Here is a 21,551-nt window from a genome sequence, read left to right as displayed (position 1 = left end):
AAAAAGTGACCGGGCTGGGGCTCGAACCCAGGACCCTCTCCTTAAAAGGGAGATGCTCTACCAACTGAGCTACCAGGTCAAAAATGTAAAGAACGATTACGTAAGTAATCTAAAAAAATAATCAGCTCACGAATTTAAATAAAAAAGCCTCTTGTTTTTTCGAAGAGGCTTTTAATAAAATGGTGACCGGGCTGGGGCTCGAACCCAGGACCCTCTCCTTAAAAGGGAGATGCTCTACCAACTGAGCTACCAGGTCAAAAGCATATTCAGAAGTAATATTCCCTCAATGCGGGTGCAAATATAAGTCGATTACTTTATTATCCAAACCCTTTTTAAGATAAATTTCTTTTTTTTTGAATTCCTTTAATTTTAGTTCAATTTTGCACAAATGAAAGATGTGAAAATTGTATTGTTAGGTTACATGGGTAGTGGTAAAACAACAATTGGTAAAATTGTTGCTAATCATTTAAATATTAAATTTTTAGACTTAGACGATTATATAGAACAACAAGAAAATATGTCTGTTGGTTTAATTTTCGAAAAAAGGGGAGAGCTCTATTTTCGAAAAAAAGAACGTGAATATCTTTCGCAAATTTTCTTAACTGAAACCAATTTTGTCCTTTCGTTAGGTGGGGGGACTCCGTGTTTTGGAGACAATATGGAGCTGGTAAATGAAAAAACTGTTAATTCATTTTATTTAAACATAAGTATTGATGAACTATCAAAACGGTTAAAGCTCGAAAAGAATCAAAGACCAATAATTGCTCATATTAAAGATAATGAAATGCAAGAGTTTATTGGTAAACACTTATTTGAAAGAAGCTTCTTTTATAATAAAGCACACCAAAAAATAAAAGTTAATAATAATACACCTGCTGAAATTGCAAATATGATTATTACTACATTAGTCTAAAAAGACTCTATCATTTTTAGTTTCAAAACGAACGTTTACATGTTCTTGCAAAGAAGTAGATAAAGAAATTCCTTTATAATCAGCCTTTACTGGATACTTTTTGTGATTACGATTAACCAGTACAGCCGTTTTAAGCTGCTTTAAAGGGGTTTTAAGAAAATGGTGAACACCATATATTAAAGTGGTCCCTGAGTTTAGAACATCATCAACAATTACCACCGATTTATTAATAAACTCTTCTTCTGAAATTGAGGTAGAAACACCGCTTTTTAAAGGATTGGTTTTATCCATCGATAATTTACACAAAGTAATTTTTGCTTCGGTTATTTTTTTAAGCTTCGAAACAATTTTTTTCGCGAACTGTAATCCACCACCCTCTATACCCGCAATGATAATTTCGTCTTCATTAACATTAGCTTCATAGATTTGATAGGCAATACGTTCTATCTTATGCTGAATTTGTAAGTGTGAGAGTATGGTCTGTTCCATGTATTTTTCTTAAACGAATAAAGATAGTTATGTTTTTAAAAGTTAGCCTTATTCCTCTACTTTATTGTTATTGTCAGAAGATGAGGTATCTAAATCTTTATTTTCAGTTGGGGCTTCTAAATAGTCATCTATATCACGCCTATCTTTTTTGGTAGGTCTGCCGATACCTTTTTTACGATAGTAGTCTTTAGAATATTGTAAAAGTTCGTTGTGCTCGAATGCTTCTTTTGGGGTCGTATCTTTTCGATAGATATCTACTAATTTAGCTCCTACACGATTGATCGGAATATCTAGTACGGTAAACGTGTAATCTATCTGGTTTTTGCGAATAATCACTTCATCCATAGGATAAACCTCTCGGCTAGGCTTTGCTGTTTGGCCATTGATTTTTGCATGACCTTTTTTACATGCCGTAGAAGCAATGTTTCTAGTTTTAAAATAACGTGTGCTCCACAAGAATTTATCTATGCGCATTACGGGTACAATTCTTTGTTAACTTCCAAGACAAAAATAGGGGAAAATTGTATCTTGCGCGCTTAAAATAGATTTTTGATGAAATTGAAATATGCCTATTTATTAATAGCAGGATTAATTATAATAAATTCATGTAAGAAGGATGATGATCCAATCGGAGAAGTTGTGCCTCCAAGATTATTAAGTGAAGTTGCTTTAGAAGATGATGCTGAGATAGTAGAATTTCTTAAAACGCATTTTTATAATAAAGAAGAATTTGATGCCGCTGTAGAAGGATTTGATTTTAAAATCAAATTCGATACCATTGCTGGGGCTAACAGTACCAAGCCGGCAATTTTTGATAGTCCTTTTTTAATTACGGAAACGATTTCAGTTGAGTCGTCAACTTTCGGTAGAGATGATAGCGAAGTTATTAATCATAAATTATATACTTTGGTTGTAAGGCAAGGTGTTGAGGAAGGTAAGCCGACTATAGGTGATTTTTCGATTCTTAGGTATGAGGGCTCATTGTTGAGCAATAAACTATTTGATGCATCTTCTAATCAACCAGTACGTTTCAATCTTTCATCGGTTGTTAGAGGTTTTGGTAATGGGGTGAAAAATTTTCAAACAGGAGTAGGTCCAATAGATAATGCGAATGGAACAGTTAGCTATGAAGATTATGGTATTGGCGCGATTTTTATCCCCTCTGGTTTAGGTTATTTTGATAGTTCATCAAGTTCAGCAATTCCAGCATATTCACCTTTGGTTTTTAAAATTGACGCTTTTGATTATGAACCAGATTCAGATTTTGATGGTGACGGTATTCCTTCAATTTTAGAAGATTTAAATGGAAATGGAAATCTTAATGATGATAATACAGATAGTGAATCAGAAAGATTTGGTGTTTATTTGGCTAATTTTAATGATACTGACGATGATAATGACGGTATTTTAACTATTGATGAAATAGAGTTAGATGCAGAAGGTAATTTTGTTGGGTTTAAAGACACTGATGGTGATGGAACTCCTGATCATCTTGACAATGATTTATAAGTCGTAATTTTGACAAAAGAAAAAACCTCTTAAGAATTCTTAAGAGGTTTTTTCTTTTTAGGATTCTCTTTAAAGAGCCAAAGACAAACTTATAATTATTTGATCTGGTCTTGTATCAATTCTGCTAGGCCCAACAGTAGTAATATCAGTATTTATAAAAGTAGCTTCATTATTACTAAAGCCACGCTCATATCTTAAATCAACACCTAACTTACCAAAATTTACACCTGTACCTATGTTCAATCCTACAGTAAAGTCATTTTCAACATCATCTATTTTAATACCTTCAAACTTGGTCTCTAAAATATATTGAAAAGCTGGTCCTGCAAATACATGTAATGGGCCTACAACCTTTAAACCTAATAGTAATGGTAGATCTAACTTACTCATATCAAATTCACTGTTCTCATAGTCAGATTTGGTGTTGGTGTAAACAAGCTCTGGTCTAACATAAACTTTCGATGCTCCAATTTTTCCAAAAATACCTATGTGATACCCTATATTACGATCTGGATTTTCGGCAATATCACCTGCAGATTCAAAATAATCACCATTAGCATTATAGTTTAATCCTCCTTTGATTCCAAAACTGGAATTGCCCTGGGCTGCACAATAAAGCCCTGAGAGTGCCATAAAGGCTACTAAAATTGTTTTTTTCATATCTGTTTTGTTTAAAATGGAACATTCTGTTTTACCAAACTAAAGGTTCCATTTCTCGTTATACCATCAAAACGTAGGGGTTGTACCTTTATTGTTTAGGTATACTTTTGGGCTAATCTTCATTTTATTGAGTTATGATAATGAAAATTAGGTTTAATTATTTAAGTAACATCTTTGGTTTTTATTAAGTTTTTCCCACAAGCAGTTCATTATATTTGCATCTAGATTTAGAAAATTTGAAGTTTACATTACACACTACCGACGCACAATCAAAAGCTAGAGCTGGAACCGTGGTTACTGATCATGGAAGTATAGAAACACCGATTTTTATGCCTGTGGGTACGGTTGCATCTGTTAAAGGAGTGCATCAGAAAGAATTGAAAGAAGAAGTTAATCCTGATATTATTCTAGGCAATACCTACCATCTCTTTCTTCGGCCAAAAACCGATATATTAAGAAAAGCAGGCGGACTCCATAAATTTATGGGTTGGGATAGAAATATTCTTACCGATAGTGGTGGTTATCAAGTGTATTCATTATCCGCAAATAGAAAGATAAAAGAGGAGGGTGTAAAGTTCAAATCTCATATCGATGGTTCTATGTATTTATTTACACCAGAGAATGTAATGGAAATACAGCGAGTTATTGGCGCTGATATCATTATGGCTTTTGATGAATGTACACCTTATCCATGTGATTATAACTATGCGAAAAGGTCTATGCACATGACCCATAGGTGGTTGGACAGATGTATTAACCATCTAGATAAAACACCTTTTACTTATGATTATGAGCAAACGTTCTTTCCCATTGTACAAGGGTCTACCTATAAAGATTTAAGAAGACAATCGGCAGAGTACATTGCAAATGCAGGAGCAGAAGGTAATGCCATTGGCGGACTTTCAGTTGGTGAACCAGCAGAAGAAATGTATGGTATGACCGAAGTTGTTTGTGAAATTTTACCTGAAGACAAGCCAAGATATTTAATGGGTGTTGGTACACCGATTAATATTTTAGAGAATATTGCCTTAGGAATCGATATGTTCGATTGTGTAATGCCTACTAGAAATGCTAGAAACGGTATGTTGTTTACCGCTCATGGCACTATTAATATTAAGAATAAAAAGTGGGAAGATGATTTTTCTCAGTTAGATGAAATGGGAACTACTTTTGTAGATCGTGAATATTCAAAAGCATATTTAAGACATTTATTTGCTGCCAATGAATATTTGGGTAAACAAATTGCTACAATTCATAATTTAGGATTTTATATGTGGCTAGTTCGTGAGGCACGAAAGCATATTTTAGCTGGAGATTTTAGGCAATGGAAAGATATCATGGTTAAACAAATGGATAAAAGGCTATAATGCTTTCAATAATAGATAAATATATATTAAAACGGTATCTAGCGACATTTTCGTTAATGCTATTGTTATTCATTCCCATTGGTATCATGGTGAATTTAGCGGAGCAAATCGGTAAAATGATCGATAATGAAGCACCGTTAAATGAAATAGTAATGTATTATGTAAATTTTACGATTTACATAGGCAACTTGTTATTTCCTATTTTTCTATTTTTATCTGTAATATTCTTTACCTCCAAATTAGCTAATAACACCGAAATTGTTGCGATATTAAGCTCAGGGGTTTCATATGGTCGATTTCTAAGGCCATATATTATCGGGGCAACAATGATTGCAATACTCATGTTTTTCATGACTATGTTCATAGTGCCTAATGCTAGTGTGGGCTTCAATGAATTCAAGTACAAATACTTAAAGAGAGGAAAACAAGATAGGGTCACCAATAATATTTTCAACCAGTTAAATGAAACAGATTTCATTTATGTAAGCAGTTTTGATCCCGCAAGACAATTGGGTCATAATTTCACATTCGAACGATTTAATGAAAATAATGAATTAGACTTTAAAATCTCTGCAGCAAATATTCGTTGGGTCGAAAAGGATTCTAATTATAGATTAACATCGTATAAAAAGAGAAAAATAATTGGCGATACTGCAATTTTGGAAAGTAAAAGAAGATTGGATACTATTTTTGCCTTTGATATAGGTGATTTAACACCTGTTTCCTATGTAGCGGAGACCAAGAACCTTTTTGAGTTGGATACTTTTATTAAAGACCAAAAAAGAAAAGGAGCCTCTAATATTAATACCTATGTATTAGTAAAATATAAGCGATGGGCATTACCATTAACTGCCTTTATTTTAACCATAATAGCAGTTTCAGTATCTTCAGTAAAAAGAAGAGGGGGTATGGGGGCAAACTTAGCTTTTGGTGTTTTAATTGCCTTTATATTCATCTTTTTTGATAAAGTTTTTGGGGTGTTGGCAGAGCAATCGGGTTTTTCTCCTTTGCTTGCAGTAATTATTCCTAATGTTGTTTTTGGGTGTTTGGCATTTTATCTACTTCAAAATGCAAAAAGATAGAATCCTTAATTTACTACACTTACATTTTATAGTCTTTATTTGGGGTTTTACAGCTATTTTAGGAAAGCTGATAACCATAGATTCATTACCCTTGGTATGGATAAGAATGGGATTAGCTACGGTATTTATTTCAATATATATCTACTTTTCGAAATTCAGTTTAAAAGTTTCTAAAAAAACCTTTCTTTGGCTATTGGGTGGTGGTATCGTTGTAGCGTTACATTGGGTAACATTTTTCTTGGCCATAAAGGTATCTACGGTTTCTGTAGCTTTAGCTATGATGTCTACTGGCGCATTTTTTACAGCACTGATGGAGCCATTTTGGTATGGTCGAAAGGTAATAGGCTACGAAATAGTTTTCGGTTTGTTGGTGGTTGCAGGTCTCTATCTAATTTTTAAAGTAGAAACCCAATATGTTTTTGGTATGGGCATAGCCTTAATATCAGCTTTTTTAGCTGCTGTTTTTTCTTTGATTAATGGAAAACTGGTTCAAAATTATAGACCATCTATGATATCTTTTTATGAATTAGGTGTAGGAGTGATTTTTTTATCCATTATTTTAATCTTTAAAGGAGATTGGAATATGTCTTTAGTAACACTACCTACCATGGATTGGGTTTATTTACTAATTCTGGCAATAGTTTGCACGGCCTATGCATTTATTGCTTCGGTAAAAATAATGAGGGTATTAACTCCTTATACCGTTATGCTTACTACAAATTTAGAGCCAATTTATGGAATTCTATTGGCGTGGTTCATATTCGGCTCAGAAGAAAAAATGAAACCTATGTTTTATGTAGGAGCCTTAATTATACTCACCACGGTTATTGCCAACGGTATTTTAAAACAAAGAGAGAATATTAAAAAAAGGGTACCCAAGATTTAGGTATTAAAGTTTTATCTTTGACCAGCAACTAATGAAACTTTATTGAAATATGGAATATTTGGATTTTGAACTTCCTATTAAAGAATTGGAAGAGCAATTGGACAAGTGTATGGTAATTGGTGAGGAAAGTGATGTAGACGTTACAGAGACTTGTAAGCAGATTGAGAAAAAACTAACCGATACTAGAAAGGAAATTTATAAGAACCTTACTGCTTGGCAGAGAGTTCAGCTTTCAAGACATCCAAATAGACCATATACTTTAGATTATATAAAAGCTATATGTGGTGATACATTTTTAGAATTACATGGTGATCGCACGGTAAAAGATGACAAAGCCATGATTGGTGGTTTGGGCAAGATTGGAGACCAGAGCTACATGTTCATAGGCCAACAAAAAGGATACAATACTAAGACGAGACAGTATAGAAATTTTGGTATGGCCAACCCAGAGGGGTATAGAAAGGCTTTGCGATTAATGAAATCTGCAGAAAAATTCCAAGTACCTGTGGTTTGTTTAATCGATACACCTGGCGCATACCCAGGTATTGAGGCTGAAGAACGTGGACAAGGGGAAGCGATTGCTCGTAATATTTTAGAAATGACTCGTCTTAAAGTACCTATTATTGTAGTAATCATCGGTGAGGGTGCATCAGGTGGTGCCTTAGGTATAGGTGTAGGTGATAAAGTACTAATGTTGGAAAATACATGGTATTCTGTGATTTCTCCAGAATCTTGTTCATCAATTTTATGGAGAAGCTGGGAGTATAAAGAAAAAGCAGCTGAAGCGCTTAAATTGACCGCTACAGATATGAAGAAGTTGAAACTTATCGATGAAATAGTTCGTGAGCCTTTAGGTGGAGCGCATGCCAATCGTGAGAAGACTTTTGAAATAGTTAAAAATAAAATCATCTCTCATTTTGAAGAATTACAAAAGTTATCACCAAAACAATTAGTAAATCAACGTATGGATAAGTATGCCCAAATGGGTGTATTCAACGGCTAATCTACATTTTAGGCAAATTTTAAATACACCGAGGTTTTTATTCCTCGGTTTTTTTATCTTATCAACATAAAATTGTAATTTATTAACAAGTAATTTTGGTCAACTGTGAACATCGTGGACGATGTTTTTGAGGTTAACTAACGGTTAATTGTATACTTTCGTATTATGGAGAACACGAAACCTTTTGTCGGTCGTAAGATTGATAATTCTACTATTATAAACCTTGAAAGAGGTAAAATACCACCTCAAGCAACTGATTTAGAGGAGGTTGTGTTGGGTGCGATGATGATAGATAAGAAAGGTGTAGATGAGGTTATCGATATCTTGCATCCAGATGTTTTTTATAAGGATGCCCACAGGTTCATTTATGAAGCGATATTTATTCTTTTCGAAGAGTCACAACCAGTAGATTTATTAACCGTTTCATCGCAATTAAAGAAATCAGGTAAATTAGAGCTTAGTGGCGGTGATTTTTATTTAATAAAACTTACTCAGAAAGTAGCCTCATCTGCTCATATTGAGTTTCACGCACGTATAATTCTTCAAAAATATATACAACGAAGTTTAATCAAAATTTCAGGTGAAATTATTGAGGAAGCCTATGATGAAGCAACAGATGTTTTCGATTTGTTAGATGCTGCTGAAGCTAAATTATACGATGTAACTCAAGGAAACCTAAAACGTTCTGCAGAGACAGCTCAAGATTTGGTGATACAGGCCAAAAAGCGTATTGAAGAAATTGCCGGTAAAGAAGGTATGAGTGGTATTCCTTCCGGATTTGATAAATTGGATAAACTTACTTCGGGTTGGCAACCAAGTGATTTAATTATTGTTGCAGCTCGTCCTGGTATGGGTAAAACAGCTTTAACCTTATCTATGGCCAGAAACATGGCCGTGAATTCTAATATTCCTGTTGCATTCTTCTCTTTGGAGATGTCATCAGTTCAATTGATAACGAGATTAATTTCATCGGAAACCGGTTTGTCTTCTGAGAAATTAAGAACGGGTAAGCTTGAAAAACATGAATGGGAGCAATTGAACGTTAAGGTAAAATCTTTAGAGAAAGCACCTTTGTTCATAGATGATACACCGTCACTTTCTATTTTCGATTTGCGTGCAAAAGCAAGAAGACTTGCCTCACAGCATGGTATTAAAATGATTATGATCGATTATTTACAGTTGATGACGGCAGGGGGTAGTCAAAAAGGAGGAAATAGGGAACAAGAAATTTCTACAATTTCTAGAAACTTAAAGGCATTGGCAAAAGAATTAGGTGTTCCTGTAATTGCATTATCTCAGCTTTCCCGTGCGGTTGAAACCCGTGGAGGTAGTAAGCGGCCTATTCTTTCAGATTTAAGGGAGTCCGGAGCAATTGAGCAAGATGCAGATATTGTATCATTTATCTATAGGCCAGAGTATTATAAGATTGAGGAGTGGGATGATGAAGAACGCACTCCAACGCAAGGGCAAGCAGAATTTATTGTAGCAAAGCATAGAAATGGTGGTTTGGAGAATATACGATTAAAGTTTATCGGAAACCAAGGTAAGTTCGATAACTTGGACGATTTCGATTCCCCTTTCGAATTCCAATCAAAAATGAATGCAAATGAAGAAAACCCTTTTATTACTAAAAATCTACCAAGTGCAGATGATGCCTTTGGTAGTAGTATGAATAATAGTCCAGATTTTGAAGAGGATAATGATGTTCCTTTTTAAAGATACAATGAATTTAAATGAATTAAAAGTCTCCTTTAAGGAGACTTTTTTTGATTATAAACTATCGATTTCTTGTGTTTATCGTTATTTACGTTACCATAGCTTTAACGATTACATAAATCATGCACCGAAGATTTTACTTTATCTTTGATTTAGTGCCTTGAATTAAATATATGTCAAAAATTATAACTTCATTTTTATTTCTATTTTGCTCAATGCAGATTTTGGCATCCTCTATTCTTATACCGATGGATGCGGATACGCAAAAAAATCATTTGAAAGCATATGGAATGACCTATTGGGTTTTGGCAAAACAACAAAAGGTACAATGGCTTCTTAATTATCGAGGGGGCTCATTTTTATTTCCGGATGGAGAAAGTATTCGAAAGGAATGTCAGATAAGAGGGGTCAGTTTTGAAATATTATCGGATGCACATGCAAATTCAATTTTAGATGATATCAGTAGTCCGTCTAAAAATCAGGATGCTGTAATATTGGAGAAAGCACCAAGAATTGCTGTGTACTCTCCAAATGACAAACAGCCTTGGGACGATGCTGTAACTATGGCATTAACGTATGCTGAAATTCCTTATACAACCATTTATGATGAGGAGGTTTTAGGAGATAAGTTGGCATTATATGATTGGTTGCATTTGCACCATGAAGATTTTACGGGTCAATATGGTAAGTTTTATGGTGCATATAGAGCAACACCTTGGTATATTGAAGGTAAGAAAAATGCAGAGAAGCTGGCAAAAAAGTTAGGATTCGATAAGGTTTCAGATGAAAAGAGAGCAGTGGCATTAAAAATCAGGAACTATGTTATTGGTGGCGGTTTTATGTTTGCCATGTGTTCTGCAACAGATAGTTTTGATATTGCCTTGGCTGCTGACGGAGTAGATATTGTAGAACCTATGTTTGATGGAGATGCATCCGACCCTAATTATCAAGCAAGTTTAGATTTTGGAAAAACTTTTGCTTTTACTGATTTTGTTTTAGAAAGAAGTCCTTTGAAATATGAGTTTTCTTCTATTGATATGACCAATAAGAGAGGAAACGTAGCCAAAGAATCAGATTATTTTTCCCTTATGGATTTTTCTGCAAAATGGGACCCTATACCTACCATGTTGTGTCAAAACCATACGTCTTTGGTAAAAGGTTTCATGGGGCAGACAACAGCCTTTACACGCTCTGAAATTAAGCCGACAGTTTTGATATTGGGTGAAAATAAAATCAATGAAGAGGCTAGGTATATACATGGTATAAAAGGAAAAGGATTCTTTACATTTTATGGAGGGCACGATCCAGAAGATTATCAGCATAGAGTAGGAGACCCTAAAACGGAATTAGAGTTGCATCCTACATCACCTGGTTATCGATTAATTCTTAATAATGTATTGTTTCCTGCAGCGAGAAAGAAGAAACAAAAAACTTGATATTTTTAAATTTTGGATTAAATTTTAAATACCGTTATCAAAATACTTTTTTGATAACGGTATTTAATTAATATGATTATGTTGAGTCCTGATTAATGATTTTTTTGGTGTTTAAAAAACACCTATGAAGTGACTTCCTGCAACGTTTATTAGTTCGGCACCTTTTGTAACAGCTCCAGTTTCGGTATCGACCACGTAGATATTTCCATTTTGTCCTACAGTACCATGGGTAAGGTATATTTCAGTTCCTTCAACTACAAACCCTTGGTATTGAAATAAGTAGAAATCTGGGTCGTAAGGAATATCATTGATCTGTACAGCTGTTTTAGCATTTAAATCTACCAAAGCAAAGAAACCTTGAGCGCCAGCTACACCTTCCGCAGAACCCTTATGACGGTAAGCCAATATTGCTTTACCATTAGCCGCTGGTCTCCATGCAAGAATATAAGTACCTTCAAGCCCTAATGCATCATCTAGGTTAAAATCATATGTGTCATCATATTCGTTATCAGCATCGATTTTTAAAATGTAAGAACCTTCAGGATCATTTTGATTTGCTTGGTAAATACTACCGTTGTATTCAAATGAATTTATGCTGCGATAACCGTTGGTGTTTCCATGGCCTACAGTAGATGTAATTACGGTTGGGTTTAATAAAGAAGGATAGTCTAATATAATAGTTTTAGAACCTAATATTTCAAAATCACTATCACTTTCTGTAGTAGTTGGGTCAACTTTACTTAAACGTGTACCAATATATAATTTATCACCGTTCGCATTTAAGGTTGGCATGTCAATTCTAGAAATATAATAGCCGTTCGCTTCTTCTTCTGCATTTAACGCTACACTATGTTCCTGAAATTCTTTTATTGAAGAATTTACTAAATCTAATGTAACTACGCCAATGGTAGCTTCTGTACGGGTATACTTATCATTTTCGTCAAATTCATTTTCTGTGCTAACATATACGGCAGCACCTGTTTGATCACCGTCAAACAATTTTATCCATCTTGGAGCTGTACCCACATATGGAGCAATACTTACTTCTGATCCTGTTGGAGTAAAAGTTTGTCCACCTTCTACGGTATATTTTGTATAGTTACCACCGGTATCACCTGCATAACTTATATTGAATATAGTGTTTCCATCTTCGGAGGATTGTAGTCTAGCTGTTCTGTTAGAAGGTGCTATAAATCCATTTTCAAAAGGTGCTATAGAAACAGTTGGGTCTTTTGCATCATCACTGGTTACAGCATATATTAAAGTGCCTCCATTACCATCACCAGGGTTATCTCCCATCTTAGCTCCAGCGACTGTAATCCATCTTGTTTCTTTGGGTTCTTCCGTATCCGGTTCTTCTGTATCTGGATCAGGGGTAACAACTGTATCATCTGAACTGCTACAAGCTGTTATTAGACTAACTGTTAGTATTAGGGCAGCAAAGGCTTTAAAATTTAGAAATTTTCTGTTCATTTTTAGTAATATTTAAAAGATTAAAATTTATTTAATGTGTAATTCATTTTTAGATAAAAGGCTCTTCCTGGTTTCTGTACGGATAAATTATCATAAACGGGTTCGTCAAGTATATTTTTGATGTCAAAACTCATCACAAACATATTGTTTGGAAAGGTGTAACTAAGCCCGAAATCTTGCATTAATTGTTCCGGTATGTCAAAAAACTCATTGCCAACAGTATTGGACCCTTGTGCTGTTAAGAATGAAAATTTATCTGTGAAATAGATATTATAGAATATGTTTAAATGTGATTTTTTTTGAATTACATTTTTAAGTGAGTACCGTAAACCACCGTTCATTGTAAAAAATGGTGTGTTAGGTACATTTATTTCTATGCCTTGATTTATAATTTTTAAATCGAATCGAGAAATATTAAAGTTGAGTCCAAAATTATTGTTGTAGGAATAGGTCAATTGTGCGTCGATTCCTTTAGATGTTCCACTTCCTTGGTTTACATAAACAATTAATTCATCATCCACATTTAAAGATGTTTCTATAGGTAAGCCAATTCTATCTTTTATATTTCGTGTGAATACATTTGTAGAAATAGTGAAATCATGTTTTTTGATAGTGAAGTTTCCCAACCTGAAACCTAGGTTATAGTTGTTACTACTTTCCGGATTAATGCTTGAATTGGCTACAACATTATCTCCATCATTACCAAATACTTCTGTTTCGTTCGGTAATCTAATAGCTTTTTCGGCAGATGCTAAAAGAGTAATATTCGGAACTATTGAGTATGAAGATGCAAAACCATATCCATCATAATTTTTGTTGCTACTAACAACTTCATCAACTATTACGTTACTGCCGTTACTTTCTGTCTCTATAGTGGGATCAACGCTGGTTGTTTTTTGCTGGTAATATTTTCCAAATACACTTGTCTTTAGCTTTTTTTCAAAAGCTGTTAATTCATAGGTTAAAGAATATATGTTTTTATGTAAATCCCTGGTTCCAAGAAATGTATTTTCCAACACTGATCGTAAAGCATCACTATCTTCCCGGTCTATACCACTGTATACGTGATTTACCAATATTTTATGGTGTTCATTAATTGTGTAGGATAGTCCAGTTCTAATAGAAGCAACATTTCTTTTGATTTTTGCAAGAGTAGGTTCACCTTCTTGTTGAGAGCCCCATGTGTATTGATATTCATTTCCTCTAAAATCAATAGCGCGTTCTCCGTTCCAGCCATAGGCCCAAGAAACTGTATCGTTAACAGCACGATTTCTTTTACCGTACAAACCGTTTATATTTGCATCAAGTCCTTCTGTGAAAAGGTTTTTCTTATGATAGTTTAAACTTGCAAGCAATGCATCAGATGCTAAAAACCTGTCTTTGTACGGAGTAATGGTCATAAATGCTCCGTGTTGTACCTCTTTGTAGTCGTCAGAGCCTGTAACACCAATAAAGAACTGGTCTGTCCATTTTACATCTGTGAAGCCAATTTGTGCCATACCACCGGTTGACCTATAGGCATCGTTAAATCTTCTCGCGGTAATAGGTGTTTGTACGCCTCCTAATCCTGTAACGACCACACTTCTACCTGATATTTTATAATCATTATCTGAATAATTATGAAAAAGAGATGCTTTAACTGTAAATCCTGATTCTTTAAATCGATAAAGTCCATTTACACTTGCTTGTAAAGTATTGAAGGATCCATAGGAAATTGAAGCATTGAAGTTGGTTTTTGCATCCTTTTGTAATAAGATATTTATAGCGCCGCCTAATGCATCGTCTGCTAAATGCCCTGGTACAACCCCTTTGTAAACTTCAATATGTTTAATCATTGAAGGGGGAATACTATTAAGGTTAAAAGAATTACCATAAGTTGATATTGGAATTCCATCGATAAATATTCGTACAGAGTTTCCAGATAATCCATTTAAACTATAAGTTACATCAGAACCTAAGCCGCCATTTTGGCGAATTTTAACTCCGACAGCGGTGTTTAATAATTCGTTTGTCTGGATATTTCTTAGACTGGCCTCTTTCGTTTTTATGGCGCTTACCGCAAAACCTTTTGTCTCTAGTTCGGTTTGTTTGGATTTGCCACTTACCATTACTTCATCTAGGTTTTCTATATTTTCATGTAACCTATAATCGATTTTGAGTTCTTTAGTGTCTTGTGTTACTTCAATTGTTTTAGTACTTGTTATATATCCGATGTAGGAAACAACTAGTTTGTGTTTTCCTTTAGGAACATTGTTTAGAATGAAATTGCCTCTATCGTTAGTAAGTACTCCAAGGTTTAGACTTTTCACCAAAACATTTGCAAATGGTAAAGGGTTACCGTTCTCGTCATTCACCGTACCTGAAATTGTACTTATACCTTCCTGGCCTTGTATAAATATGTATAGTAAAAGAAATATTGAGGTAAAGTAGTTTTTCATATGTGTTTAAAATAGGTGCTTATTTTAATTAAGATTTAGTCTAAATAAATTAGTTTTGCAAATCTAAAGCAGTAATGAAAAAGGGGTTACCGAGAAAGGAATTTAAACATACGCAAAAGGAAGTATTCATTTGCTGAATTAGAAACATATGAATAAAGGGGTATTACGTAAAGAAATACAGGTAAATAAATTATTTGAAAATGGTTTTATGAATAACTCCGTACAGTATAACGAAGTTGAAGTAACCACTAAGGATAATAATTCATTTATAAAAGGGGTAGATTTTTCAAACACCAAATTAATTCATGAGTTTGATTCAGATATTTGTGTTATAAGTGATGAGCATTTAATAAAGCTTCATTTTTCATTAGAAGGAACATATTGTTATCAACCACTAAGCCATATTAAGTATTTGGTTCAAATACCCGAGAATCACTGCAATATGTTTTATTATCCAACAAAAGTAGGTAAGGATATTTTTTTTAAGGGTAATGCTAGACTTTTCGAAATTTATGTGAAGCCAATTTTATTGCAAAATCTTTTAGGCGACGAATTTGAAAAATCATTTATAAAATTGATGGAAGCTATTTCAAATCAAAATTCATTTGTCTTATGGGATAAAAGTAAGTTTATACCTCCAAGTATTCGTAGTAAAATTAATGAGATAATACAATGTCCATATAACGGTGAAATCAGAAAAACATATTTAGAAAGTAAATTGACAGTTCTTTTGATCGATTTTCTTCTTGATAGGCAAACATCAAAACTTTCTAAAAACAATATAAAATTATTGAATTCAGATTATTTGGCTCTGGTAAAAGTGGAAGACCATATTAGAAAAAATTTAAAGAAACCATTAAAAATTTTAGATTTAGCCGATTTAGCCGGATTCAATGCTACTAAACTAAAAAGAGATTTTAAAAAGTTATATGGTGTTACTGTGTTTAAATACATAACAGCATTACGTATGGAGGCAGCAAAAAGTTTAATAACACAAGAGGGAGTAACAATTGCTCATGCAGCTTATGATGTAGGGTATTCTAATCCACAACATTTTACAACAGCATTTAAAAGAACAATGGGGTATGTGCCAAGCGAATTAAAACCTGCTGTTCGGTAGTTGCTTTATTATTTTTAACTGATGATTCTATAAATAAAGAAATAATAAAAGAGTAAAAAAATTATTTTATTAGCATGTTTAGAATGTGCTCAACACCATTTTCATCGTTACTTAATGTACTATATTTTGCTGCTTTTTTTACATTAGGATGAGCATTTTCCATAGCAAAACCATAATCGGATAAAGCCAACATTTCAAGATCATTGTTATAATCCCCAAAAACCATTACTTCATCAGACTTAAGATTATAGCTTTTCATAACTTTCTCTAAGGCATACCCTTTGTGAGCATTCATATTTGAAATGTCTAACCAATTCTCCCCTGATACCTTTACTTTTAGATGGTTTTCAAATTGTTTTACATACGGGTAAATATGTTGCTCTGAACTTTCAAAATGATAAATGGCTATTTTGATAACTTCAGATTCATAGGAGGTCAAGTCATCTATAATTTCAAATTCAGTATAGTATTCAGCCAATTTGCTTACAAACTCATTTGACTTGCCCGTTAAGTAAGCTTTATGCTTTCCACAAAGTACAGGATGAATATTTGGAATATGATTTAACGTTTTTAGAATTTCTACAACATGATGTTTATCAAGTGGTGTAGCTAAAATTTCAGTTTTCTGCTTCATTGCAAAACCACCATTCTCTGCAATTACTATTATATCATCTTTTATAGAATCTAGTTTATCTATGATGCTATTATATTGTCTACCGCTTGCAGCAACAAAAATAATACCTTGGGACTTCAAGCATTTAAAAAGGTTAAAGAAATGATCACTAACTTCATGGTTGGAGTTTAGAAGTGTTCCATCCATATCTGTTACTACCATTTTTATCTTTGATAAATCCATATTATTTTTATTTATCTGCAAAGATATTTCAATGACACCTAGTAAAGTAAGGATTGTTAAAATTTTACCTTTATATAGTATATTTATATCATGATTTTATTTCAAAAAGAACTTACTTTAAAACCCTATAGTAGAGGATATCATATTATCACTGATTGTGTATTAGAAGCAATTCCGGAACTAAAGGAAATACAGAGGGGATTTATGCAGGTTTTTATTAAACATACATCGGCAAGTTTAACTATAAATGAAAATGCTGATGCTACGGTAAGGGAAGATTTCGAATCTCATATTAATATCATGGTTCCAGAAAATGCTGCATATTATAAGCATGACTATGAAGGGGCTGATGATATGCCAGCTCATATTAAAGCTTCAATAATGGGTGCTTCAGTGCAAATACCTATTACCAACGGTAAATTGAATATAGGTATATGGCAGGGTATTTACTTTTGTGAGCATAGAAATTATGCATCGGGTAGAAACTTGGTTTTGACTGCGTGGGGAGTATGAAATTTTCAGTTAAATTGAGTAAGTCGATAGAATATAAGTATAACGACCGAAGAATCTATTTTAAATTAAACACAGATATTAATTACCAATCTTATTGAAACTCCTCAAAAAGGCATTTAATTTTTGCGATGTGGTAAATCACCAGAAACGAACCAAAGGAGAAATTTTTAAGCTCCTGAAAGAAGCTGAGGTAAATGGTTTTATAAAGGGTATTGAATCTTCTAAGGGTATAGGGGCTTAGATAAAAATACTGATAAACTTATGGACTGGGAAGAATTTAAACTAACAATTCCTAAAATTAAAAAAATCCGATTCGTAAGAATCGGATTTTTCAAAAGTGAGATTGTTATTAATTTATTTTACCTGATCTACAACCGCCTTAAAGGCATCTGGGTGGTTCATCGCTAAATCTGCAAGAACTTTTCTATTTAGTTCTATATTTCCAGCTTTTACTTTTCCCATAAATTGAGAGTAGGACATTCCGTGCTGTCTGGCACCTGCATTAATACGGGTAATCCATAAAGAACGGAAAGTTCTTTTCTTGTTTCTACGGTCTCTGTAAGCATATAACATTGCTTTTTCAACCGCATTCTTGGCTACTGTCCAAACGTTTTTACGTCTTCCAAAGTAACCCTTGGCTTGCTTCATCACCTTTTTTCTTCTGGCTCTAGAAGCTACTGCATTTACTGATCTTGGCATTTTTTCTAATTTTTTGTAGTAGGCGCCCTATTTATTTTAAGGAACTTTTTTGGCCTAACTCCATGGTTAATAATTTTACCTTGTTAAAGAGTTGGTTACTTTAAACGTAACTGTTCTTTAATACTGTTAACATCTGCTTGATGAACTAAACCATCATGTGTTAACTTAAGCTTACGCTTTTTAGACTTTTTGGTCAAGATGTGACTCTTAAAAGCGTGCTTTCTTTTAATTTTACCTGTGCCTGTAAGCTTAAAACGCTTTTTAGCACTGGATTTTGTTTTCTGTTTAGGCATTTTCCTAATTTATTTGATTATCTCACTTTGCATGCTAAACGCTGCTCACAAATGTAAACAGCGTTTAGTGTTTTATAAATTGATTTGGTCGCTCTGCGCAACCAAATCTTTATTTTCCTTTAGTTTTAGGCGCAATGAACATCGTCATACGTTTTCCTTCTAACTTAGGCATTTGTTCTACTTTTCCTAGTTCCTCTAATTCTGAAGCTAATTTTAATAATAAAATTTCGCCTTGATCTTTGTAAACTATTGATCGTCCTTTGAAAAATACATATGCTTTTAATTTCGCTCCTTCTTGAAGAAATTTTTCAGCATGTTTCTTTTTAAAATCATAATCATGATCATCGGTATTAGGCCCAAACCTAATTTCCTTAACGACAACTTTAGAAGCTTTCGCTTTCATTGCCTTGTCCCTTTTTTTCTGTTCGTATAAAAACTTTTTATACTCCATTATTTTACAAACAGGGGGGTCTGCCTTTGGGGAAATCTCCACCAAATCCAAACCTAATTCTTCTGCTTTCTCAAGAGCCTGAGGAAAAGGATATACACCTACTTCAACATTGTCACCTACCAACCTAACATTTGGGGCTGTTATCTTTTCATTGATATTATGGGGATTCTTATTTTCCCTTCTAGGTTGTGGTCTAAATCTTTTACGTATTGCTATGACTTAATATTTTATGTTAAACTTTATTCTTTAAACGACTTTAAGGTACTATTTATTTCTTTGTTAACCAAGTCCGTAAACGTTGTAACGCTTATCGCTCCCAAATCTTCACCTCCGTGTTTACGCACAGAAATGGTGTTAGAAGCTTCGTCGCTTTCCCCTACGATTAGCATGAACGGTATTTTGTTCATTTCTGCTTCACGTATTTTTTTACCTATAGTCTCGTTTCTACTATCGATAAGGGCGCGAATTTCGTTATTTTCTAGGGATTTTAAAACTTTTTTGGCATATTTTTCATGTTTCTCACTAACAGGAAGAATTATGACCTGTTCTGGAGTAAGCCAAAGTGGAAAATTACCACCTGTATGTTCTAATAATAAAGCTATGAATCGTTCCATACTTCCAAAAGGAGCACGGTGAATCATAACTGGTCTATGAAGTTCATTATCACTGCCTTTATAGGTCAGGTCAAACCTTTCTGGTAAGTTGTAATCTACCTGTATAGTTCCTAGTTGCCATTGTCTTCCGAGTGCGTCCTTAACCATGAAATCCAACTTAGGACCATAAAATGCAGCTTCGCCACTTTCTATAACATAATCTAAACCTTTTTCTTCAGCGGCATTGATAATTGCTTGTTCAGCTTTTTCCCAATTTTCAACAGTACCTATGTATTTGTCTGGATTTTCTAAATCGCGAACAGAAACTTGTGCCGTAAAATTATCGAAACCTAAAGAACTTAATACATATAAGGATAAATCAATTACGTTCTTAAACTCCTCATCTAGTTGGTCTGGAGTACAAAATATGTGTGCATCATCTTGTGTAAAACCTCGTACTCTAGTCAGTCCGTGTAATTCTCCACTTTGTTCGTACCTATAGACTGTTCCAAATTCTGCAAAGCGCTTAGGTAATTCACGGTAGCTAAATGGTTTTGAATTATATATTTCACAATGATGTGGACAGTTCATTGGTTTTAATAGAAACTCTTCGCCTTCTTTTGGTGTTTGTATAGGTTGAAAACTATCTGCACCATACTTATCATAATGTCCAGAGGTAACATATAGTTCCTTTTGGCCAATATGTGGTGTTATTACCATTTCATAGCCAGCCTTTTTCTGTGCTTTTTTAAGAAATTGCTCCAAACGTTCTCTTAGTGCTGCTCCCTTAGGTAGCCAAAGAGGTAAGCCTTGGCCTACTTTTTGTGAAAAGGTAAAAAGTTCTAATTCTTTACCTAGCTTTCTATGGTCGCGTTTTTTAGCTTCTTCTAAAAGTTCAAGGTATTCGGTTAATTCTTTCTGCTTTGGAAATGAAATGCCATAAATACGGGTTAGTTGTGCATTGTTTTCGTTTCCTCGCCAATAGGCACCTGCAACACTTAATATTTTAATTGCCTTGACAATTCCCGTATTTGGTATATGTCCGCCTCGGCAAAGATCTGTAAACGTGTCATGGTCACAAAATGTTATCGTACCATCATCAAGGTTTTCTATTAACTCAACCTTATATTCATTGCCTTGGTCCTTATAAAATTTTAAAGCGTCTGCTTTTGATACATCTCTAAGGGTATAATCATGTTTGCCTCTAGCAATTTCTAAAGCTCTCTTTTCTATAGTTGGAAAATCTTTATCAGAAATAGAGCCATTAGGCAATTCAATATCATAATAGAATCCATTATCTATTGCAGGACCTATCGTTAATTTAACACCAGGATAAAGTTCCTCTATAGCTTGAGCTACAATATGTGAAGTGGAATGCCAAAAGGCTGTTTTTCCTTCCTTGTCATTCCATGTATAAAGTATTAAACTTCCGTCAGTCTCTAAAGGGGTGACAGTTTCAACGGTTGTTTTATTGAATTTTGCTGATATAACATTTCGGGCTAAACCTTCACTAATGCTTTTTGCAACCATTATTGGTGTTGTCCCTTTCTCAAATTCCTTAATCGAGCCATCAGGTAATGTAATCTTGATCATATACTGTAAATCTTATTGGGAGCCAAAGATACTATGTTGTATTCATGTCCGCAATAGTATAGTGTTATGTTTTAGCGATAGTGTTGATGTGTGTGTCTAAGATGATACCTATTGCTTCTTATATTTTAAAATATAAATCTAGGTAAGTGAATTCTTGTATGAGTTTTTCTATACCTATTATAGGTATAGAAATGGACGCAGATTATTGATAGCAGTTCCATAAAAACTTATTTGGAATTGTGTACTACTATTTATTGGTTTTATGGAAACGTGTGTTAAGTAGATTATTGCTTATAATTTCATGGAAATGTAGTTGAATGTCTTTGATATATGTACTCTATTTCATTTGAATTTATAATTGTACGGTCGTAATTGGGTGCGTTGTTTAGTGTGGTTTGAAATAATAAGTCTGGAATTTCTTTTCCTAGTGGAGGTATAAGTTACTGATAGTGTGTTATTTG

Annotated in this window: 20 protein-coding genes and 2 tRNA genes; 10 read left to right on the top strand and 12 right to left on the bottom strand. The window is 33.8% G+C overall.

The annotated features are described in order from the left end of the window. Positions 1-6: 6 nt before the first annotated feature. A tRNA-Lys gene (locus tag AACZ49_RS18310) sits at positions 7-79 on the bottom strand. Between the two features lie 101 nt (positions 80-180). Continuing rightward, positions 181-256 (bottom strand) — tRNA-Lys (locus AACZ49_RS18305). 132 nt (positions 257-388) lie between these two features. On the opposite strand from AACZ49_RS18305, the gene AACZ49_RS18300 reads away from it, so the two are divergent. Next, complete coding sequence (locus tag AACZ49_RS18300; protein WP_339657701.1) at positions 389-913, top strand: shikimate kinase; 525 nt, start codon at positions 389-391, stop codon at positions 911-913. Here AACZ49_RS18300 and AACZ49_RS18295 read toward each other — a convergent pair. Together AACZ49_RS18295 and AACZ49_RS18290 are read right to left on the bottom strand one after the other, a co-directional pair. After that, complete coding sequence (locus AACZ49_RS18295) at positions 905-1,402, bottom strand: phosphoribosyltransferase family protein (protein WP_339657699.1); 498 nt, start codon at positions 1,400-1,402, stop codon at positions 905-907. The genes AACZ49_RS18300 and AACZ49_RS18295 overlap by 9 nt on opposite strands. A gap of 48 nt (positions 1,403-1,450) precedes the next feature. Continuing rightward, a complete protein-coding gene (locus AACZ49_RS18290; RefSeq protein ID WP_339657698.1) occupies positions 1,451-1,876 on the bottom strand; it encodes an RNA-binding S4 domain-containing protein in 426 nt (141 codons plus the stop codon). Between the two features lie 78 nt (positions 1,877-1,954). Here AACZ49_RS18290 and AACZ49_RS18285 point away from each other — a divergent pair, with 78 nt between their 5' ends. After that, positions 1,955-2,911, top strand: coding sequence for an FKBP-type peptidyl-prolyl cis-trans isomerase (locus tag AACZ49_RS18285; protein WP_339657697.1), 957 nt, complete (start codon positions 1,955-1,957; stop codon positions 2,909-2,911). Positions 2,912-2,980: 69 nt separating this feature from the next. Here AACZ49_RS18285 and AACZ49_RS18280 read toward each other — a convergent pair whose 3' ends face one another. Beyond that, on the bottom strand, positions 2,981-3,571 hold the full coding sequence (locus AACZ49_RS18280) for an outer membrane beta-barrel protein (protein WP_339657695.1): 591 nt from the start codon (positions 3,569-3,571) through the stop codon (positions 2,981-2,983). A 236-nt stretch (positions 3,572-3,807) separates the two neighbouring features. On the opposite strand from AACZ49_RS18280, the gene tgt reads away from it, so the two are divergent. From tgt to AACZ49_RS18250, 6 genes are all read left to right on the top strand, one after another. Next, the gene (tgt, locus tag AACZ49_RS18275) at positions 3,808-4,938 is read left to right on the top strand and encodes a tRNA guanosine(34) transglycosylase Tgt (RefSeq protein WP_339657693.1); all 1,131 of its coding nucleotides are present in this window, start codon (positions 3,808-3,810) and stop codon (positions 4,936-4,938) included. Beyond that, positions 4,938-6,020, top strand: coding sequence for an LptF/LptG family permease (locus tag AACZ49_RS18270; protein WP_339657691.1), 1,083 nt, complete (start codon positions 4,938-4,940; stop codon positions 6,018-6,020). Before tgt ends, AACZ49_RS18270 begins: the two co-directional genes overlap by 1 nt. Next, positions 6,007-6,906 (top strand): DMT family transporter, encoded by a 900-nt coding sequence (locus tag AACZ49_RS18265; RefSeq protein WP_339657689.1) that lies wholly within the window; start codon positions 6,007-6,009, stop codon positions 6,904-6,906. Before AACZ49_RS18270 ends, AACZ49_RS18265 begins: the two co-directional genes overlap by 14 nt. Before the next feature lie 49 nt (positions 6,907-6,955). Further along, positions 6,956-7,909 carry an acetyl-CoA carboxylase carboxyltransferase subunit alpha gene (locus tag AACZ49_RS18260; RefSeq protein ID WP_339657687.1) on the top strand — a complete coding sequence of 318 codons (954 nt, stop codon included), beginning with the start codon at positions 6,956-6,958 and terminating at the stop codon, positions 7,907-7,909. 165 nt (positions 7,910-8,074) lie between these two features. Next, positions 8,075-9,625: a replicative DNA helicase gene (gene dnaB, locus AACZ49_RS18255; RefSeq protein WP_339657685.1), complete on the top strand. Its 1,551-nt coding sequence runs from the start codon at positions 8,075-8,077 to the stop codon at positions 9,623-9,625. Between the two features lie 173 nt (positions 9,626-9,798). After that, positions 9,799-11,061, top strand: a complete 1,263-nt coding sequence (locus tag AACZ49_RS18250) for an asparagine synthetase B (protein ID WP_339657683.1) — start codon at positions 9,799-9,801, stop codon at positions 11,059-11,061. A gap of 111 nt (positions 11,062-11,172) precedes the next feature. On the opposite strand, the gene AACZ49_RS18245 is transcribed toward AACZ49_RS18250, so the two are convergent. Next, positions 11,173-12,534 (bottom strand): hypothetical protein, encoded by a 1,362-nt coding sequence (locus AACZ49_RS18245; RefSeq protein WP_339657682.1) that lies wholly within the window; start codon positions 12,532-12,534, stop codon positions 11,173-11,175. A 20-nt stretch (positions 12,535-12,554) separates the two neighbouring features. Continuing rightward, complete coding sequence (locus AACZ49_RS18240; protein ID WP_339657680.1) at positions 12,555-14,972, bottom strand: TonB-dependent receptor; 2,418 nt, start codon at positions 14,970-14,972, stop codon at positions 12,555-12,557. A 148-nt stretch (positions 14,973-15,120) separates the two neighbouring features. Here AACZ49_RS18240 and AACZ49_RS18235 point away from each other — a divergent pair, with 148 nt between their 5' ends. Then, positions 15,121-16,092, top strand: coding sequence for an AraC family transcriptional regulator (locus tag AACZ49_RS18235; protein ID WP_339657678.1), 972 nt, complete (start codon positions 15,121-15,123; stop codon positions 16,090-16,092). A 61-nt stretch (positions 16,093-16,153) separates the two neighbouring features. Here AACZ49_RS18235 and AACZ49_RS18230 read toward each other — a convergent pair whose 3' ends face one another. Further along, positions 16,154-16,948, bottom strand: a complete 795-nt coding sequence (locus AACZ49_RS18230) for an HAD family hydrolase (protein WP_339657676.1) — start codon at positions 16,946-16,948, stop codon at positions 16,154-16,156. Positions 16,949-17,038: 90 nt separating this feature from the next. Between AACZ49_RS18230 and AACZ49_RS18225 the strand changes: the two genes are divergently transcribed. Beyond that, the gene (locus AACZ49_RS18225) at positions 17,039-17,461 is read left to right on the top strand and encodes a secondary thiamine-phosphate synthase enzyme YjbQ (RefSeq protein ID WP_339657674.1); all 423 of its coding nucleotides are present in this window, start codon (positions 17,039-17,041) and stop codon (positions 17,459-17,461) included. Positions 17,462-17,815: 354 nt separating this feature from the next. Here the strand turns inward: AACZ49_RS18225 and rplT are convergent, their stop codons facing one another. The 4 genes from rplT to thrS form a co-directional block, all read right to left on the bottom strand. Continuing rightward, positions 17,816-18,160, bottom strand: coding sequence for a 50S ribosomal protein L20 (gene rplT / locus AACZ49_RS18220; protein WP_133685573.1), 345 nt, complete (start codon positions 18,158-18,160; stop codon positions 17,816-17,818). 95 nt (positions 18,161-18,255) lie between these two features. Further along, a complete protein-coding gene (gene rpmI, locus AACZ49_RS18215; protein WP_027064530.1) occupies positions 18,256-18,453 on the bottom strand; it encodes a 50S ribosomal protein L35 in 198 nt (65 codons plus the stop codon). 109 nt (positions 18,454-18,562) lie between these two features. Beyond that, a complete protein-coding gene (infC, locus tag AACZ49_RS18210; protein WP_262494142.1) occupies positions 18,563-19,114 on the bottom strand; it encodes a translation initiation factor IF-3 in 552 nt (183 codons plus the stop codon). Positions 19,115-19,143: 29 nt separating this feature from the next. Then, entirely contained in the window at positions 19,144-21,090 is a 1,947-nt protein-coding gene (gene thrS, locus AACZ49_RS18205; protein ID WP_339657670.1) for a threonine--tRNA ligase, read from the bottom strand. Positions 21,091-21,551 lie beyond the last annotated feature (461 nt).

This window comes from uncultured Maribacter sp. (assembly GCF_963975365.1).
Lineage (GTDB): Bacteria > Bacteroidota > Bacteroidia > Flavobacteriales > Flavobacteriaceae > Maribacter.
This window is presented reverse-complemented; position numbering and strand designations above follow the sequence as displayed.

Bases quoted from the DNA above. Each gene is read 5' to 3' on its own strand.
- AACZ49_RS18280 (WP_339657695.1), bottom strand. From the start codon at position 3,571: ATGAAAAAAACAATTTTAGTAGCCTTTATGGCACTCTCAGGGCTTTAT.
- rpmI (WP_027064530.1), bottom strand. From the start codon at position 18,453: ATGCCTAAACAGAAAACAAAATCCAGTGCTAAAAAGCGTTTTAAGCTT.
- AACZ49_RS18260 (WP_339657687.1), top strand. From the start codon at position 6,956: ATGGAATATTTGGATTTTGAACTTCCTATTAAAGAATTGGAAGAGCAA.
- thrS (WP_339657670.1), bottom strand. From the start codon at position 21,090: ATGATCAAGATTACATTACCTGATGGCTCGATTAAGGAATTTGAGAAA.
- rplT (WP_133685573.1), bottom strand. From the start codon at position 18,160: ATGCCAAGATCAGTAAATGCAGTAGCTTCTAGAGCCAGAAGAAAAAAG.
- AACZ49_RS18245 (WP_339657682.1), bottom strand. From the start codon at position 12,534: ATGAACAGAAAATTTCTAAATTTTAAAGCCTTTGCTGCCCTAATACTA.
- AACZ49_RS18225 (WP_339657674.1), top strand. From the start codon at position 17,039: ATGATTTTATTTCAAAAAGAACTTACTTTAAAACCCTATAGTAGAGGA.
- AACZ49_RS18290 (WP_339657698.1), bottom strand. From the start codon at position 1,876: ATGCGCATAGATAAATTCTTGTGGAGCACACGTTATTTTAAAACTAGA.
- AACZ49_RS18250 (WP_339657683.1), top strand. From the start codon at position 9,799: ATGTCAAAAATTATAACTTCATTTTTATTTCTATTTTGCTCAATGCAG.
- AACZ49_RS18265 (WP_339657689.1), top strand. From the start codon at position 6,007: ATGCAAAAAGATAGAATCCTTAATTTACTACACTTACATTTTATAGTC.
- dnaB (WP_339657685.1), top strand. From the start codon at position 8,075: ATGGAGAACACGAAACCTTTTGTCGGTCGTAAGATTGATAATTCTACT.
- AACZ49_RS18300 (WP_339657701.1), top strand. From the start codon at position 389: ATGAAAGATGTGAAAATTGTATTGTTAGGTTACATGGGTAGTGGTAAA.
- AACZ49_RS18270 (WP_339657691.1), top strand. From the start codon at position 4,938: ATGCTTTCAATAATAGATAAATATATATTAAAACGGTATCTAGCGACA.
- AACZ49_RS18240 (WP_339657680.1), bottom strand. From the start codon at position 14,972: ATGAAAAACTACTTTACCTCAATATTTCTTTTACTATACATATTTATA.
- AACZ49_RS18230 (WP_339657676.1), bottom strand. From the start codon at position 16,948: ATGGATTTATCAAAGATAAAAATGGTAGTAACAGATATGGATGGAACA.
- AACZ49_RS18235 (WP_339657678.1), top strand. From the start codon at position 15,121: ATGAATAAAGGGGTATTACGTAAAGAAATACAGGTAAATAAATTATTT.
- AACZ49_RS18285 (WP_339657697.1), top strand. From the start codon at position 1,955: ATGAAATTGAAATATGCCTATTTATTAATAGCAGGATTAATTATAATA.
- AACZ49_RS18295 (WP_339657699.1), bottom strand. From the start codon at position 1,402: ATGGAACAGACCATACTCTCACACTTACAAATTCAGCATAAGATAGAA.